This window comes from Bacillus gaemokensis (assembly GCF_001590835.1).
GTDB lineage: Bacteria > Bacillota > Bacilli > Bacillales > Bacillaceae_G > Bacillus_A > Bacillus_A gaemokensis.
Map to the genome: position 1 here is coordinate 372269 of NZ_LTAQ01000012.1, position 17940 is coordinate 390208.

Annotated in this window: 15 protein-coding genes and 4 pseudogenes; 14 read left to right on the top strand and 5 right to left on the bottom strand. The window is 34.6% G+C overall.

Going from position 1 to position 17940, the window contains the following annotated elements; all coding sequences use genetic code 11:
• The first annotated feature begins 69 nt into the window (after positions 1 to 69).
• The 10 genes and pseudogenes from AZF08_RS13030 (at position 70) to AZF08_RS13070 (ending at position 9887) form a co-directional block, all read left to right on the top strand.
• A complete protein-coding gene (locus AZF08_RS13030) occupies positions 70 to 702 on the top strand; it encodes a type 1 glutamine amidotransferase family protein (RefSeq protein WP_033673180.1) in 633 nt (210 codons plus the stop codon).
• Between the two features lie 555 nt (positions 703 to 1257).
• On the top strand, positions 1258 to 2580 hold the full coding sequence (locus AZF08_RS13035; protein WP_033673179.1) for a DNA polymerase III subunit epsilon: 1323 nt from the start codon (positions 1258 to 1260) through the stop codon (positions 2578 to 2580).
• Between the two features lie 403 nt (positions 2581 to 2983).
• Positions 2984 to 3760 (top strand): GNAT family N-acetyltransferase, encoded by a 777-nt coding sequence (locus AZF08_RS13040; protein ID WP_033673178.1) that lies wholly within the window; start codon positions 2984 to 2986, stop codon positions 3758 to 3760.
• A gap of 511 nt (positions 3761 to 4271) precedes the next feature.
• Entirely contained in the window at positions 4272 to 5246 is a 975-nt protein-coding gene (locus tag AZF08_RS13045) for a nuclease-related domain-containing protein (protein WP_033673177.1), read from the top strand.
• Between the two features lie 59 nt (positions 5247 to 5305).
• The gene (gene psiE / locus AZF08_RS13050) at positions 5306 to 5710 is read left to right on the top strand and encodes a phosphate-starvation-inducible protein PsiE (RefSeq protein WP_033673176.1); all 405 of its coding nucleotides are present in this window, start codon (positions 5306 to 5308) and stop codon (positions 5708 to 5710) included.
• A 463-nt stretch (positions 5711 to 6173) separates the two neighbouring features.
• A pseudogene (locus tag AZF08_RS13055) lies at positions 6174 to 6767 on the top strand (spore germination protein); the annotation flags it as partial.
• 24 nt (positions 6768 to 6791) lie between these two features.
• Positions 6792 to 6908, top strand: a complete 117-nt coding sequence (locus AZF08_RS31255; RefSeq protein WP_161486789.1) for a spore germination protein — start codon at positions 6792 to 6794, stop codon at positions 6906 to 6908.
• Positions 6908 to 8012 (top strand): annotated as a pseudogene (locus AZF08_RS13060) (spore germination protein). The gene AZF08_RS31255 and the pseudogene AZF08_RS13060 overlap by 1 nt, the downstream one beginning before the upstream one ends.
• Positions 7993 to 9197, top strand: a pseudogene (locus tag AZF08_RS13065) (Ger(x)C family spore germination protein). The pseudogenes AZF08_RS13060 and AZF08_RS13065 overlap by 20 nt, the downstream one beginning before the upstream one ends.
• A 195-nt stretch (positions 9198 to 9392) precedes the next feature.
• A complete protein-coding gene (locus tag AZF08_RS13070) occupies positions 9393 to 9887 on the top strand; it encodes a YndM family protein (protein ID WP_033673175.1) in 495 nt (164 codons plus the stop codon).
• Positions 9888 to 9976: 89 nt separating this feature from the next.
• On the opposite strand, the gene AZF08_RS13075 is transcribed toward AZF08_RS13070, so the two are convergent.
• Positions 9977 to 10366 carry a nuclear transport factor 2 family protein gene (locus AZF08_RS13075; protein WP_033673174.1) on the bottom strand — a complete coding sequence of 130 codons (390 nt, stop codon included), beginning with the start codon at positions 10364 to 10366 and terminating at the stop codon, positions 9977 to 9979.
• Between the two features lie 18 nt (positions 10367 to 10384).
• Entirely contained in the window at positions 10385 to 11299 is a 915-nt protein-coding gene (locus tag AZF08_RS13080) for a phosphotransferase family protein (RefSeq protein WP_033673173.1), read from the bottom strand.
• Positions 11300 to 11500: 201 nt separating this feature from the next.
• On the opposite strand from AZF08_RS13080, the gene AZF08_RS13085 reads away from it, so the two are divergent.
• From AZF08_RS13085 to AZF08_RS13095, 3 genes are all read left to right on the top strand, one after another.
• Positions 11501 to 11896 (top strand): SET domain-containing protein, encoded by a 396-nt coding sequence (locus AZF08_RS13085; protein ID WP_033673172.1) that lies wholly within the window; start codon positions 11501 to 11503, stop codon positions 11894 to 11896.
• A 127-nt stretch (positions 11897 to 12023) separates the two neighbouring features.
• Positions 12024 to 12584 (top strand): sigma-70 family RNA polymerase sigma factor, encoded by a 561-nt coding sequence (locus AZF08_RS13090; RefSeq protein WP_033673171.1) that lies wholly within the window; start codon positions 12024 to 12026, stop codon positions 12582 to 12584.
• Positions 12554 to 13948 (top strand): DUF4179 domain-containing protein, encoded by a 1395-nt coding sequence (locus AZF08_RS13095; protein ID WP_033673170.1) that lies wholly within the window; start codon positions 12554 to 12556, stop codon positions 13946 to 13948. Before AZF08_RS13090 ends, AZF08_RS13095 begins: the two co-directional genes overlap by 31 nt.
• 49 nt (positions 13949 to 13997) lie before the next feature.
• On the opposite strand, the pseudogene AZF08_RS28655 reads toward AZF08_RS13095, so the two are convergent.
• Positions 13998 to 14366 (bottom strand): annotated as a pseudogene (locus AZF08_RS28655) (YxeA family protein).
• Positions 14367 to 14868: 502 nt separating this feature from the next.
• Here AZF08_RS28655 and murB point away from each other — a divergent pair.
• Positions 14869 to 15786, top strand: a complete 918-nt coding sequence (murB, locus tag AZF08_RS13100) for a UDP-N-acetylmuramate dehydrogenase (protein ID WP_033673169.1) — start codon at positions 14869 to 14871, stop codon at positions 15784 to 15786.
• Between the two features lie 289 nt (positions 15787 to 16075).
• Here the strand turns inward: murB and AZF08_RS13105 are convergent, their stop codons facing one another.
• Together AZF08_RS13105 and AZF08_RS13110 are read right to left on the bottom strand one after the other, a co-directional pair.
• Positions 16076 to 17254, bottom strand: a complete 1179-nt coding sequence (locus tag AZF08_RS13105) for an NAD(P)/FAD-dependent oxidoreductase (RefSeq protein WP_033673168.1) — start codon at positions 17252 to 17254, stop codon at positions 16076 to 16078.
• A 44-nt stretch (positions 17255 to 17298) separates the two neighbouring features.
• The gene (locus tag AZF08_RS13110; protein WP_033673167.1) at positions 17299 to 17739 is read right to left on the bottom strand and encodes a DUF1641 domain-containing protein; all 441 of its coding nucleotides are present in this window, start codon (positions 17737 to 17739) and stop codon (positions 17299 to 17301) included.
• Between the last annotated feature and the right edge of the window lie 201 nt (positions 17740 to 17940).

Sequence of the window (17940 nt, forward strand, 5' to 3'; positions counted from 1 at the left end):
CCCTGACGTTAGCTGTCAGGGAAGTTATATTATAATAGGCTATATTAATTGTGATTGGAGCGTTATTCGATGCAAACAAAAAAAGTTTATCTTTATGTATTTAATACAATGTCAGACTGGGAATATGGATATTTAATTGCTGAACTAAACTCTGGAAGATATTTCAAAAAAGATTTAGCCCCTTTAAAAGTAGTTACAGTAGGAGCTAATAAAGAAATGATTACTACGATGGGAGGACTGAATATACAACCAGATATTTCTCTTGATGAATGTACGCTTGAGAGTAAAGATCTTTTAGTCTTACCTGGAGGGACTACTTGGAGAGAAGATATTCATCAACCTATCTTAAAAAGAATTGGCGAAGCTTTAAAGCTTGGTACTATTGTTGCTGCAATTTGTGGTGCAACTGAGGCCCTTGCGAATATGGGATACTTAGATTCTAGAAAACACACAAGCAATGACTTAGAGTATATTAAAATGGTCTGTCCAAATTATAAAGGAGAAAAATTTTATGAGATGAGACCTGTGGTATCTGGTGAGAATTTGGTTACTGCATCAGGGGTAGCACCTCTGGAATTTACGATGGAAGTACTGAAAAAATTAGATGTATTTGCACCCGACACATTGCATTCATGGTATAACCTAAATAAGACTCATAAACCTGAATACTTCTTCCAGTTAATGAATTCAATAAATAGCTGAGCTAAAAAAATCAACTTAGCAGTTTTATATTAGTTCAAATAAAAACCATGCTTTAGACAATGTCAAAGCATGGTTTTTGTATATAACTTAAATATGTTTATGGAAGTAAAAAACTTACAAATCACTCCTGAAGTTGTTATAAATAGAATTGGTAACTAAATCTCTTTTTAATCTTATTGAACAACGGTGTGCTTTTTTTCTTTGTTAATAATGTTGGAACGATCTTCAAGAATCGGGCGCGATTGTTGAACAACACAGACAGAAAATGATCAAACTTTTTTATAAAAGCTAAATAATTAATCTCAAAAATGGATTCTTTTTGTTTGCAGTAGAGTGTAGGGTTACTTGGGATTTTTGATCAAACTTTATTTCACGCCAACATCTTGAACACATTATCTTTTTTATGAAGTGGGATTACATTTGCACGAAGACAGTTACAAAACACACGACAAAAAAGAGTTAGATCACTAGACCCAACTCGTAAAATTTTTAAGCACTTGGTAAAATGAAAATTGAAAACTGGATTGTTATTAGATAAAAAAAGGGGGTTCACCTATGGGATTATTCGATAAATTTTTCGGGAACAAAAAGAAAGATGAACAAGGAGAAAATCAAAACTCTCTCGAAGAAATGAGAAAGCTGATTGACAAAACAAAAGAAGAAGAACCGAAAGAAAGTGAAAACAAAAATATCGGATTAGGTATTTCTATCAACCTCACACCAAACTACGAAGACGGAAGTATTACAATTTCTTCTTCTCCTGTTGGCGTATCTACTGGAAGTACCGCGACTGATTTTTATGTATATGAATGGTTCATCAAAGAAACTGGCGAGATTTTTTATGTAGGTAAAGGACGAGGAAATCGTTATAAAGAATATCATGCAAGAGCTTATGAAGCTGAAAAAATTCGCGAGCAATACGAAACCGACTCTCGTTTCGTTGCAACTGGATTAACAGAGGACGAAGCTATTGAACTTGAAAGTAAAGAAATGTCTAGGGTGTTAAACGAAACAAACGATAGATTAACGAACCGTGTAATCCCGTTGTTTGTTAATCGTGATAATGGTTATTCTCGTAGCCCTAACACACCCGAATTAAAATTTGAAACTGCTCCTGTGTTGTTTGCAAATGAAATTGATGAACATTACTTCGGGCAAAAGCCTAGAGCGTTTGACGAAGTAGAAGATAAGAACTTGAAAGCTGTTGTATTCATCACACGCAACATACGAGATGAAATCGACGTAATCTACGGCGGAAACCTAGAGAAGTATCAAGATGAAACTAATGCCCTTCTAACAGCAAATGGCAAAAAGATACTAAAGAGCAAATACGCTAAGTCCGTTAGTGCATGGATATACGTAGGCGACGATGAAGTCCACAACTATGAGATAGACCAACAACAAGCGTTAGAGAAATTAGGTAGAAACGTACCTACCTATCATCTGATTGATGTTTGGAAGTTTCTAAAAGAACAATACGGCGACGTTGTAGTAAAAAAGAATGAATCGTCTTCTATTAACCCCGTTCACTCACGCGTACCTTTATCTGAAATAAAGAATCTACACAACTGGGATAGAGGTTTCGACGAGGGTATGCCGTACTGGGAAAAAGGGGATAAAGAACGTAAGGCGGGCAACTTAGAAAAAGCTATCGAGTTGTTCGATAAAGCAAGATACAACGGCTACAACGTGCCTGCGCTATACACATCGTATGCTATGGCGTTTCGTAAACTGAAAGATTATGATAACGAAATTGCTATCATAGACGAGTGTATTGAGCGTTTACGTGCTGAAAAAATAAACGTGAACCAAAATATCATTATCGGCATTAGAGACCGTCGAGCAAAAGCGCTTGAATTGAAACAAAAACAAAAGTAAAGATACAAGAAAAGAGACCACCTTTCGAGATGATCTCTTCTTTGTTTTTGGCAGAAATCTTGGCAGACAACTATCTGCCAAAAAGGCTATTTTCTCGAATTTGTAAAGTGACAAAAAGTTGTTTAAAAAAATAATAAAGTTGTTTAAAAAAATAATAAAGTTGTTTAAAAAAATAATAAAGTTGTTAAAAAAATGTAGGTCATCCTATTCCACAATTGGGCCAGATTGTAAAGTAAGGTTGTACAACTAATTCGGAGGTTAGAGAAGGATTTCACGATACTTAAATAGAATTTCTCACTAATACTTCTAGATGATTTATTGGATAGATTCTCTTTATTTTATGAGTAATAAGGTATATTACATGAGTACTAATGAGATCAACAAAAATATGAGGTGTCTAAACATGAGTTTTTATTTTAAAGAATGTAAACAAAGTGATATTGGGGAATTAATCCAAAGATATGTTAGTACATTAAGTTCTCCTATTGATTCCTTTTTAGAGGAGCACATTCTCAATTCCGTATTTTATACAATCAATTACAACTCTGAAGTTGCAGGTTATTATGCCATTCATCGTAACCAGTACCTAACACAATTTTATTTAGATTTATCATACTATAATGAATCCCAAGAGATTTTTAACAATGTTCTTAGGGATCATTCAATTCAGTCAATACTGGTTCCAACATGCGACGAACTTTTTTTAAGTTTGGTATTAGATCATGATTATAAGATTGAAAAACAAGCTTACTTTTTCCAAGATAAAAAAGTGGAAATTCCAAAGGGAAAATTATTTAAAGATGGGGAATTCAGAGCTGCGGTTCCTAGCGATGCTCCAAAAATAACTGAGGTATGTCAGGATTTCATTGGTAAAGTGGAGGAACGTATTGAAAATAGGGAAATATTCACCTACACCAAAGGAAGTATTCTGCTTGGAATAGGGATTATAGAAACAAGTAAGTTACTCGACAGATATGGAAGTATCGGTATGTTTACAAATGAACAATATAGAAAAAAAGGAATAGGCAGAACGATAATACATCATTTAAAGGAATGGTGTTATGACAATAATCTAAATCCGATTTGCGGTTGTTGGTATTATAACGCTCCCTCGAAACAAACGTTAGAAAGTGCTGGTATGGTCTCTAAAACAAGATTATTAAATATCAGAGTTCTATAGATTTTTAAATGATTGAATTTATAGCTAATCTTAAGTTATTCAAGAATCGGGCGCTATTGTTGAATAAAACTTAGATTTTTAAACGACTTTATTATTTTTTAACAACTTTATTATGTGGGAACACATATAGATAACGAAATTAGCTATTTTTTATTCAATTTATTAGTATACAATTTGAATGATAATAGACTTATTTGTAATTTAAGTAGAGGGTAATATATAATTTTTATGTTAATTATGGTGAATTAGATTAATAAAAATAAATGATACGATCAAGTTCTTTATTAGAATTTGGTCTTTTTTGATTTTAAAAGTTTGAGATGGATTGCTACTATTTTTTTCTCTTGAAGCAAGCTTATGGGTTAACAAAAGATTTATGGCAATGTTATGCTTCAAATCACATTTTGTGCTGATTTTTCTGGTGTAAGGGTAGCCATAGTTAGTAGCGTTTTTTGTCGAATGGTCGATATCCTGTGTCGAACCGCTGATATATTATAAAGGGGTGCTTGAAATGATTGTAAAAGAGCGGGAAATACCGGTTTATTTGCGTCAGTTAGAAGCATTATTAAGAAGATTGCCTGCTAATCATCTGAAAAGAGATATAATCTCCGAAAAATTTGCGAAACATAAGGCAGGATATAAAGGTGAACAAGCCATTGATTATCCATTAAGCTTTCTGTCGAATAAAGAGTACAACATTTTACATGATATAAGGCTGTTTGAGCAGGATCACTATTTTCAAATTGATACTCTCATCATATCCTCGCGTTTTCTTCTCTTTCTTGAAATCAAAAATATAACAGGTACATTACTTTTTGATACTGAATTTAATCAACTTATTCGTATATCAGAACAAAAGTCAGAGGGGTTCCCAGACCCGATGTTACAAATTAAGAGACAGGAAATGCAACTTCAAAAATGGTTAGACTCACATGGATTTTCAAATCTTCCAATAGAATTCTTCGTTGTTATTAGTACACCTCGTACAATTATTAAAACTTCATTCCATAATCAAGATCTTCCTAAGAAAATTACTCATAGTGCAAATCTGCCGAATAAAATTAAACAGCTGGAAAGTGTATATGTAAAGAAACGATTATCAGCAAAGAAGCTGCAAAAATTAATGCAACATATTATGATAGACCATTCTCCATTACAGAAAAATCCCCTTGAGCAATATAGCATTACAAAAGATGAATTATTAAAAGGCGTACAATGTCCAGAGTGCTTGTTCATTTCAATGAATAAAGTAAAAAGAGGGTGGCATTGTACGAAGTGTAACGCTCTGTCGAAAGAAGCACATAAATATGCCTTACAAGATTATGCACTCCTTTTAGGAACAACGATTACAAATAAAGAATTAAAAGCATTTCTTAATATCGCATCGAGTTCAGTAGTGAAAAGGTTAATTCATACGATGGCACTTCCTTATCAAGGTGAGAATAAAGGTAGAAAATATGATTTAACAATTCTGAAATTTATATAACAGGATAATTTTGCTATAATGTAGGAGTATTATATATCCGCAGAGGAGTACTAGATGAAATGAAATCATTTAATATCGATCATTATATTGCCAGTGTTTTACAGTGGATATTGAATATAGCTCTTATTATATTATCCATTGTTTTATCTATCTTTTTAGTTAATGAAACAATCACATTTGTACAGTATATATTTTCAGCAAAAAAATTCACATCGTATAAACTAGTTGAAAGTATTATTGTTTACTTTTTATACTTTGAATTTATTGCATTGATTATTAAGTATTTTAAGTCGAATTACCACTTTCCGTTACGCTATTTTATTTACATAGGAATTACAGCTCTAATTCGATTAATTATTGTTTCTCATGAAGAGCCATTTGAAACATTATTATATGCAGGATCTATCCTCATTTTAGTTATTGCTTTATATATATCTAATCTGAGGGATTTGAAGAAGCATTAAGTAGTATATGAAAACAAATCTATAAAAACATACAAAAAAAATCGTGCAGACCAATACTTTGGTCTGCACGATTTTTTTTGTAGAAGTAGGGAGAGCTCGTGAATTGATGGAAATGAAGAGTTTGAAAGCGGAATGTATTTGGTGAAATGATTAGTGGCCATATGTTGCAAAAAGGATATCTAACAGCAATCAGAAAGTCATTGTAAAATTTTAATTGGATTAAACTTCCATATATAAGGCGTAATAATGCTTAAGAAATTCTAATTAGGATAAAAAATTGCAGTGTCAACTGCTGATATTAGGTGATTAAAATGTGAAAAACGCTTGTGTCTTATCTTCCAAACTGGAAAGTGTTTGTACAAGCTTTTATCGTATTTTTCGTTCCTTATGCGGCCTCACGAGTTTTTAGCTGGATCCGTACATTAGAGAAAGAGTGATGAGGATGAAAGAACAGGAATCAAAGATGAAGCGGATAGAAAAACAAACTGATACATATAAGGAGCAAAGTGGAACAGGTCATTTTACAGGCAATTTCACCATGGATTTAGCGAGTGTAAAAGAAGAAATTCGTTATAACTCAGACGTACACTTTCGCGAATTTAACATTGGGTGTACAGACGTTCGAGCGGCGCTTGTTTTTGTGGAAGGACTGTCGGATAAAGATCTTATCGATATGCATATTTTGAAGTCATTGATGCTTAATTTTTATGAAGAGTATAAGGGTACATCGTTTTATATGGAAGGTATCATTTCAAAAGAGTTTATTAAGAATCGGGTCCTTTCCATTAGTGGCATAGAAGAAGTTCATTCTATAAAAGAGTTGATGTCAAAAGTGTTATTAGGTTCAACGGCACTTTTGATTGATGGATTATCAGATGTATTTATTCTTAATACAAGAAAAGGAAAACCACGGAATATTGAGGAGCCTATATCAGAGGTGTCAGTCAGAGGCCCGCGGGTAGGTTTTACAGAAGTTTTATGCGATAATACTGCTCTTTTGCGCCTTCATGGTGAAAATGATGGGTTATCATTAACAAAACTCCAGGTAGGAAAGCGAGATTGAAGAGTTTTGGTGTGCCCTATGCCAGTCCAGCCGTTCTTTATCGATTTAGTGATTCGCATGCCACTTCAGATGATGAAACGTCGTCCGAAAATGTTGAATCCGAAAGATTCAATACGAAAAGGAAGTGAAGAGTGATGATTACCGGCCCGAAAGATCGAATTCCTACTTCGCAAGCAGTTGTCATTCTTATTAATTATGTACCTGCAGTAGGAATTCTCACTCTGCCTAGAACAGCTACGGAGAAATTAAAGACACCGGATGTTTGGATAACTGTTATTGTCGGCGGGTTAATTGCGATGGTTGCAGGGGTAATCATCGTTAAATTAAGTCAACAGTTTCCTGGAAAAACTTTTTATCAATATAGTCAAGAAATTGTAGGGAAATGGGTGGGGGCGTTATTTAGTCTACTCATTATAGGCTACTTTGTTATGCTTTCCTCATTTGAAGTTAGAGTGCTAGGTGAAGTAACAAGTTTTTTTATTGGAAGGCACCCCTGGGTGGGCTATTATCATGCCGTTTATGTGGGTGAGTATTTATTTGAACTTAGGTGGTATAAATTCGATTTCTCGTCTGTTTGAAATAATATTTCCAATTACAGTCTTCATTTTTTTGCTGACTTCCTTTATGAGTATTGGAATGTTTGAGTTAGATAATCTCCGTCCTGTATTAGGATTAGGAGTTCTCCCTGTGTTAAAAGGTTTAAAAACAACAACTCTCGCATATTCAGGAGCCGAAATCATGTTGCTCCTTTTGGCATTCATGAAACATCCACTCCAAGCTGTAAAAGTCGTTCTCATCGGAACTGCTATCCCCTTAGTCTTTTATGTTATTACAGTTGTTATGGTGATAGGAGCGTTTTCAGTTGATGGGGTGGTAATGAGAACCTGGCCTTCAATTGATCTTATGCGAAGTTTTGAAATCCCCGGTTTGATATTTGAACGGTTTGAATCTTTATTACTTGTGATATGGATCATGCAAATATTTGCAACGTATACAATCTGCTACTATGCGGCTGCCTTGGGATTGGCACAGCTTTTTAACAAGAATAGTCACTCATTTATGTACGGGTTACTTCCGGTTATTTATATTATTGCTTGGATACCGAAAAACATTAATGATCTATTTAAATTTGGGGACATGATTGGCAATATAGCAATTGTATTATTCGGTATCCTGCCACTGCTTCTTCTTGTAATTTCGAGATGGAGGAAAAGAAAGAATGAACCGAAGTGTGAATAATGTACGATTTCTTTTCGTTGTATCATCAGTTCTTTTGCTTCTGGCTCTTACAGGATGTTGGAGCAGTCATGAAATTGAAGAACTCGGTTTCGCGGTAGGTTTGGCAATTGATAAAGGAAAGGAGACGAATGTTGAGAGAGAGATAGAAGAACAAGGAGGAGGTTATCAGAAAAAAATCTTGTAACATCAACCTATCAATTGGTTACACCACAATTATCATCAGGAGGAGGAAAAGGTGGAATATCACAACAAAAACCTTACACGAATATTTCTGAAACTGGAGATTCCCTTCACCAATCGATTCGTGAAGTTGCATTAAGAAGGCAGCGGCCTATAATTTTTCATCATACGAAAGTGATTGTTGTTAGTGAAAGTCTTGCACGGATGTATAGTTTGAAACAGCTGCTGGATATTTATATCCGTGATAATGAGATGAGACCAAATTGTCTCGTGTTGATTAGTAAAGGGCAAGCTAGCGAGACATTGAAATCGAGGGGAAAAGGAGAAATTCCAGCGTTCCTTTTGCTTGGAATTGCGGATAATCAATATAGATCATCGCGGATTTTACCTCCTATGCCGCTTGCTAAATTACCGGGAAAGATACGGTTAGGAGATAGTTTTCTTTTGCCAAAGGTGATTTCGATAAATGGAGAAGTGAAATTTGCGGGCGCTGCCGTAATCAAAGGGAAGACAAAAAAACTGCGTGGTTTTCTGAATGAAAATGAGTTGGAAGGCTTAACATGGCTAACTGGGAAAGGGAAAAGCGGTTTAGTGAAAAGTTTTGATGAAAAGACAGGAAAACCCATCATGTATGAAGTGAAATCTATGAAAAGTAAAATTCAACCCCACGTTAAAGGGGATAATATCTCTTTTGATGTGGATATCCAATCAGAGGGACGGATATCTGAAAACTGGGTCACTTTGGGAAAACCTTTTGAAAATAAGTTTCTAAAAAGTGTAGAAAAAGCTGCGAAACAAGAAGTGAATCAATTGGTGAAGCGTACATTGAAAAAAATTCAAAAGGAATATCAGACTGATGTAGCTTGCTTCGGTAACAGATTGAAAATTGAGTATCCAAAAGTATGGAAAAAGGTCGAAAAAGATTGGGATAAAACATTTAGTAAGGTTCCAATCAAATACAGCGTAAAGTTAACGATCCAGGACTATGGTACGGAAGGGTCTTAGAAGTGAGATTCTTTATTGCATGACATAGTATGAGATAAATGAAAAGATGTTGGTGGAACAGTGAATGACGTTCCATCAACATTTTTTATATTTACAATTTCCTGTATGTTTTTACAGTACCAACACAATCTAATATAGGGTGTGAAAATGAAAATTTTATCCCTATATGAAAGTTGAAAAAATGGAGGAGCATGGATGAAACATATGGTTGCTTTGTTAATTAAATATACTGCAATTAGTGCTGTACTACTCTTGATACTAGGTATTTTTCAAGGTGTTTCTATTCCTATAATTTTGTTTATTACGTTAGTAATTACAGGAGTAGCCTATCTAATCGGAGATTTGTTCATTTTATCTAAGTATGGAAATACGGTTGCTACAATTGCTGACTTTGGCTTAAGTTTTTTAGGGATTTGGGTATTAACTTATCTTCTTACAAATATTAATGTGACTCGTGACATTACAGCATCTTCATTTTGGGCGGCTCTTCTTATTAGTGTAGTAGAAATACTCTTTCATATTTATATGAAGAGATTGGTTTTACATGAAGATGATCATTTACGAGGGGTATCTAATGGGGATCATAGGAGATATGCTACGGAGTTTTCAGAGGAGTATATTGAGCATTCTAAAATAGAAAAAGAGCGTTTATCTGAGAAGGTGGAAGACCCAAATAATAAATTGAAATAGGAAATTACAGGGATCGACAAAAGAGATAATTGAAGAGATTAAGGCATCACCTGACCTTTTGGGAATAGATGATGCCTTCTGTGTATGTATTAACGTGAAGTCCCGAAAGTAGGGTCTGTGTAAACGTACATTCTTTTTATTAGCATTGATATTGAATCTATTTCAAATACGCTACAAAATTTATTGTTTGTAAACGATTGATTGTTTCGCAAAGTACCACTTTCTGTACCTTCTACAACAATTCTACTATCTGATATTGTATATATAAAATTGTCTATATCGTGTTCAAGGGAAGTGATGAAGTTGGTTAACTCTTGATTGAGTTTATTGAATTCGCCTAATCCGTTTAATAATCCAGATTGGGGGAAGAAAATCTCAACCTCTTGATCAAATAGCAAGGAAATTGCGTCTAAATTTTTTGAATCAACAGCCTTAAAATATTTGATGATTATCTCAATTCTCTTATCATTGTTTCCCATAATGTATGCTCCTCCTTTTTATAAAGCTTCCTGTATTTCTTTACTAAGCATTTTCACGCGTTCTTTATAATACAGTTCTTTATCAGCTATTTTCAGCGAGGTAATAAAAAGGTTTGCCAACATCACTGCTGTATCAAGCTGGTAAAATAAACGTACGATTTTGGGAAGTGAATCAAAAACCTCATCATTTCCATACCCTTCTTTAAATTCATCCCAATTTACTTCATTCGTTTCCACTATTCTCATTAAGTCTAACAGTGGATGACCAATCAATGCATTATCCCAGTCAACAATTGCTTTCACCTCACCGCTCCAACCAATTAGGTTTACTGGCCGGATGTCCATGTGTAGTAATTTTTTTAAGGTATCGCCTTCTTGTAATATTTGTTCGATTTCTCGTTTGTTTGGTAGTTGAATGTTCCAATTAGCAATTTGATTGAATGCCTCTAGTCTTGTGACAAGTCTTTCAGCAATTAATTTGCTACAAGGCTTTCCGTGTTCATTTTGGTAATTCAAATCTTCAATTGGTATATTATGAAGTTGATTGAGTGCTTCTCCAATTTTATAAGAAGAAATAGAAGTGGAATCAGACGCCACATAATCTGAAATTAAGAAGTCAAGTTCTGTAGAGAGATGTAGTCTGTGAACTGCTGGTACTGGAATGCTTTTTGAGAAGCAAAACTTAGAGAGTGTTGCTTCTTTTTGTAAGGAAATGCGGCTATTGAATACTCCATCATTTACATTGTTTACTTCGCGTTCCCAAGGTACGCGGAAAGCTAAAGGGCCTTTTTCAGAGTCACCTCGAAAGACAACGTTTTGTACACCGTTTCCTATGACTTCTAACTGTTTTACTGCTAAGTCTGAATACTCGTTAGTTAATATAGTTTGTAGCTGTTCTTTTAAATGTCCTGCTTTAGCTTGCGTAGGAATCATTCTGTGGCCTCCTTAAGTGCAAGATGTTAATTCGGATTATTCTTACAATAACACATTACCATATATGATCTTTTGAGTAACGAAATATAAACTACTACCTGTTTTAAAAAGGAAAAATAAAACCAATTGCTTTTCTCTTCATTATCTGCCAAGCTTAAGGAGATAAAATACTTCAAAGAAAGAAATGTATAGGTGACTAACATGATCGAAATAAAGACTTCAGCACTTAGCGATGGAGAATTCAATAGAGGTGTATTTGCAACTCGCGATATAAAAAAAGGTGAGCTTATACACGCAGCGCCAGTTATTTCTTATCCGAACGAGGAACATGTATTCATAGAGAAAACTTTACTTGCTGACTACGCATTTGAGTATGGGGTGAATCATACGGCAATCCTTTTAGGTTATGGTATGTTATTTAACCACTCTTATAAGCCGAATGCGACGTATGAGATTGTTTTTGAGAATCATACGTTTAACTTCTTTGCTTACAAAGATATAAAAGCAGGAGAAGAGATACTGATCAACTATAATGGTGAAGTTGATGACGATGAATTACTATGGTTTGATAAAGAAAAAGAAGAAAACGATAAGTAATAAAGTATGTAAAGAGCACATTCTATTGGATGTGCTCTTTTGCATGCAGTAAAAACTTTGAAAAAAATATAAATAGTTGAAACCAAATAGCTATGTAGGTTATCTAATAAATGGAAGGAGGGATACGATGGACGAGATAAAATTAGTTAAAAAAGCGAGAAAAGGCGACGATGCAGCTTTTGAACAGCTTATTAGTCTACATCAAGACAGGTTGTACCGCACTGCTTATATGTATGTACAGAATAAAGAAGATGCACTAGACGTTGTACAAGAAACAGTGTATAAAGCGTATTTATCCATTGAACAGTTACAGAAACCAAACTACTTTTTGACATGGTTGACACGTATTCTTATACATAATGCCTATCAGTTATTAGGTGAGAAGAAAAAAGTGAAGAAGATAGAAGGCGGAAGAGAAGCCGATACATATGAGGCGATATCTAACAATTTGCATCAAATTGAACAAAACATTGATTTACAGGGAGCTATTCAAAGGTTAGATGAAAATTATCAAACTGTAATCATTTTATATTATTATTATGATTTTTCAATTAATCAAATTGCTTGGCAAATGAATATACCAGAGGGAACTGTAAAGACGTATTTGCATCGAGCGAGAAAATCACTAAAAAAATTATTAGGGGGGAGTGATGAGAATTGGATAAACAGTGGTTTGATGACGAAATAAATAAAATTGAAGTTCCTCGAGAAGAGTTGAACATTGCCATAAAACAAGGAATTGCTAGGGCGCAACAAGAAAAGCCCGTTAAAAAGATACATAATCGAAGAAAAATTGCTTTATTAACCGCAGCGTCAATATGTATAGGTGTACTAGGCTCTGGATTTGTGTTTCCACAAATGAGTCATGTATTGGCGGAAGTTCCGATTATTGGGAAAGTCTATTCGTATTTTCATGATACAATTGGTCAAAATTTATCGGCAAGTAAGCTTGTAACAGAATTAAATCAGCAAGCAGTGAGCAACGGAATTAGTGTAACAATGAACAGTGTTTATTATGATGGTGGTAGAATTGGTATTACATTTAAAGTTGATAATCCTGATCAAGTAGAGATAAACAATACTTTTGCAAATGGCTTTTATTATGATTTTAAACTTTTTGATGGAAGTTCAAAATGGATGCGTGCAGCTTCATTTGATGGGAAAAGAACAAAAGACGGTTGGTTTGGGAATATTCACATTGATTATCCGGAAAAAGAGCTTCCCCCAAATACAACATTACCAATTACCATTACATCTATTGGGGAGACCAGAGGGTTATGGAAGTTTGATATCCCAGTACAGCAATTAAAGAATAAAGTAATTAATCCTCAGCAATTCATAAGCAGTGAGGATAAGGAACATACATTTAACTTTGAAAAGATTACAGTTGGAAAAGAATCAATTGCAATCGACTATAAAGCGATTTATCCGATTATAGGGGAGAATGATTTAGCGAGAATTGGAAAAGTGACTGATGATAAGGGAAATGAAATGGATTTTAAAACGTCAGGTATTGAATTTGGAAGAGAAAAAGTCGGAAATCAGATAGAATCTGATGAAAGATCTATTTTTGGAAAAATTCCAGAGGGTGCGGAATTTATCACGCTACATCCAAATGTTAGATTGTCTGAAAAACCATCTATTCATGTTTTAAGTAAACCAACACCTTTTGAGATACAAAGTACTCGTAGTGATTTGAAGATCATTGTTAATAAAATTCAACATAAAAAACAGCGGTTAATCGTGCAGTATACACTTCAAAATGTGGATACAAAGCATAAATCTATGGATGAATTGATAAATTGCGGTGAGGTTATGAATTTAGTTGATTCTTCGTATGTTGACAAAGAGTTTGCACCAATTGGTCATGTTATAAAGGGAAGTAATGTGAAAGTGTTAAATAAGGAAAAATTACAATTTCAAGCAACGTTTAAGTTGGATGGAGAATATGGTGTAGAGAATTTTAGTTTGAAAGATTACGTATTAGATGTACCGTTGTCACCTTTACATCCTGAGAAGATATTACCACCAGTTCAAATTCACTTGAAGTAACATGAAAAAAGGATGCCTTTAAAAAAATAAGGAGGCATCCTTTTAGTGTTTACTTCACACCTAATTTCTCTTTCACTTTTTCTGGTAAATCTTCTTTTTGAACTTCTTCGTATGACTTTACTTGTTCATAGGTTATTTCTGCTTTATCTTCTTGTTTAATGTAAAGGCGTAAAAATGCATTTTCTTTTAGTTTTTCATTTTTGTTTTTCGCACTTGTGAAAGTGATTTTCTTTTCTGTTCCTTTTTCGTTATAACCAGATAAAGTGTAGAAGCGTTCTTTATCTTTGATTTCTCCCTCACCTTTTATTTGTACGTAATATTAGTCTTTTCCAATTTTATTCGGAGAAGATCGGTCACAACCGATCGCAAAACTAGCGAATATAGTGAGAACAGCAAATATAGAAAGGAGTTTCTTCATGTTTTTACCTCATTTCGTTTTTATCTGCTTGTATCTTAACAAGTAAATAGAGCGAGAGTAATCGATTTATATTACATGGGGCTTACGGTTTTGTAATTTCTATTTTTGATATGACAAACAATAGACATTCTTATCAGTTTGAAAAGTTCCTTCTTTAAACATATTTTTTCCCATTGACATGCGATATAATAGACTTTTGTAAAGGAAGAGGCTAGTTTTTATTTTTTTGCTCCACCTTCAACTTGGTTATTTCGGAAAATTTTTGAAGGTGAAGTTTTCTTCCCGATTTTTTGATAAGATAGAGAAGGAAACTATCTTACTAAACTATTCAGGTGATCCCTGTGGCGGGTGATTATCAATTTATCTTCAGCATGGTATTACATGTAATGTAGTGAATGAGCTTGTAAGCGGAATGGAAGAGGATAAGAGGATGGTTTTAAGAATACTGGAACAATCAAAAGGATAGGCCATTAATTATTAATAGAAATAGAGGAATTATAGAATGAATATGCAGGAAGTATATAAATATTTAAGTACAGTATTGCCAGAGGGAAATGTAAAACAAGATGAAATGCTAAAGAATCATACGCATATAAAAGTAGGCGGGAAAGCGGATGTTTTTGTTGCCCCATCTACTTATACTGAAATTCAACAAGTTGTACAGTATGCGAATCAATATAACATTCCAATTACGTTTTTAGGAAACGGTTCTAATGTAATTGTAAAAGATGGTGGGATTCGTGGGATTACATTAAGCTTGACTCATATAACGGATGTGACTGTGACTGAGCAAGAAATTGTAGCGCAAAGTGGTGCAGCCATTATTGATGTATCAAGAATAGCGCTAGATAACTGTTTAACAGGACTTGAATTTGCTTGTGGTATACCAGGATCAGTTGGTGGAGCTTTATATATGAATGCGGGTGCATATGGCGGAGAGGTTGCACATGTATTAACAAAAGCGGTTGTTATGACAAAAGAGGGAGAGTTACATACTCTTTCAAAAGATGATTTTGATTTCGGATATCGTAAAAGCGCATTTGCTAATAATCATTACATTATACTTGAGGCTACATTTGAACTTGCGAAAGGTGTATACGCAGAGATTAAAGAAAAGATGGATGACTTAACGTACAAAAGGGAATCGAAGCAGCCGTTAGAATATCCTTCATGTGGTAGTGTTTTCAAGCGTCCGCCTAACAATTTTGCTGGTAAGCTTATTCAAGAATCAGGATTACAAGGAAAGAGAATTGGTGGTGTAGAAGTTTCGACAAAGCATGCTGGATTTATGGTGAATGTTGATAACGGAACAGCGCAAGACTATATAGATCTAATTCATTTTGTGCAAAAAACGGTGCAAGAAAAATTTGGTGTTAAGTTAGAAAGAGAAGTAAGGATTATTGGAGAAGACTTACTATAACTGGATCAACTAATTTTTGAAAGTCCAGTAGTAGTTTTTTCACTGTTATCGAGAAAGCTAGGGTTAATAGAATCTAGTTTTCTTTAAAAGAAGCCCCTATGTCTAGTGAAGGCATAGGGGCTTCTTCATATGTTAATGATTAATATACACAATTTCGCCACAAAAAAGTCAGTATATTATGATAACTACAAAGGTTTATCGAGTCTTCTTGCCGAATAAAATAATATAGATCATTCCGAACAAAAAAAGCCCGAATCATGATGGAACATGATTCGGGCTAGGATTCAGATTAGTAAGCTAAGCTGAATAATCCTTTAATATGTGATAAGTAACGAACGTTACTTGCTTCTTTCATTAATGATGCAGGTAGACCTTTAAGTGGAGTTGAGCTTGCTCCGATTGTAGCAACAGCATCTTTGCGTCCTAGACTTGCAAGTGTTCCAGAGTTTACTGGTGCAAACTCTTCGAATGCTTTGCCTTCTAGTGCTGCGTATAAGTTGTATCCAATTAACTCACCCATTTGCCAAGCGATTTGTGCAGTTGGTGGGTATGGACGACCTTCTGGGCCAAAGACAACAGCGCTGTCTCCAGCAACGAATACGTCTTTGTGAGAAGTAGATTGTAGGTATGCATCAACAGTTGCACGTCCACGGTTTACTTCAAGACCTGATTCGCCGATTAATGGGTTACCTTGTACGCCGCCTGTCCAAACGAATGTGTTTGCAACGATTTTTTGACCGTCTTTTAAGTCAATTTCATTGCCAGCAACGTTTGTTACAGGAAGACCTGTTAAGAATTTAACGCCGCGTGCTTCTAAGCTAGTAGTTGCACGTGCAATTAAGTCGTCTGGTAATACTGGAAGGATTTTTGGACCTGCTTCAACAAGAAGTAGTTTTACTTCTTTTGGATTTACGCCATGGCTTTTTGCAAGTTTAGGCATAATGTCAGCAAGTTCACCAACTAGCTCAACGCCAGTTAATCCGCCGCCACCGATTAAGATTGTAGCATCAGCTTCATTTTTTGTTTTTGCGTATTCACGAATACGATCTTCAACATGTTTGAAGATTTTGTTTGCATCAGCAGCAGATTTTAATACCATGCTGTTTTCTTCTAGTCCTGGAATACCGAAGTAAGCAGTTTTACTTCCTAAAGCAACTACAAGTGCATCATAAGATAAAGTAGTGCCACCAGCTAGTTTTACTTCTTTGTTGTCTACTGAGAATGACTCAACAGTTGCAATTTTAAGGTCGATATCTTTGCCTTTGAAAAGTTTTTCAAGTGGCATTGCAATTGCTTGCTCAGAAACATTACCCGCTGCAAGGCGGTGTAATTCTGTAATGATTTGGTGTGTTGGGTATTGGTTGATAACTGTAACTTGTGCTTCTGATTTGCTGTAATATTTACGTACATTTAAAGCAGCAAGAAGTCCGCCATAACCAGCGCCTAAGATGACAATTTGTTTTGACATAGTATGATATCCCCCGTCTTTACTAATTGTTGTTATAAGATAAATTATTTATTATTGCGTTCTGCGCTAATTTGAAGATAAGCGTTTACAAATCGGAACATTTTTTGTGCTTGTGGATCTTTTAGTAACTTTAAAAGACCGAAAAGACCGATAACTTCATTGCTGTCTTCAGCGCGATCTTTTGCTTCAATAGCAGTTGCTGCCATACTTTTCACTGTATCTTTTACAGGCTCTACAATCTCTTGGATTGCGCTAACAGTGTCGCTTTTTAATACTTCGTCAGTAGCAACAGTTTGAGCGAAATCATAAGACTTCGTTAAAATGTTAACAAGCTCAGTTAATTTTGGAAGCTGTTCTACTAGAGCAGTTAATGACTCTTGTACCTCAGGTTTTAACAATTGATCAAGTACATCAAGTTGTCCTTGGCTAGCAGAAATTTGTAAAGATTCTTGTTCAGGCTTTGTTTGAGTGATAGTTTCTGGCATCTCCAATTCTCCTTTACGATAGCAATACTCTTATTTTTTTGGAATAAAATATTTCCAAGTAGCAGGTAAGAGGTAGCAAAAATCTGCAAAACTTTATACAAAGTTTCACAAAACGCAATAAAATGCCTTTAAACTTATGATTACAAGTAAAATGAAATCATAAATTCAAAACCATAATTTCTTACCTATCATTTATGGACT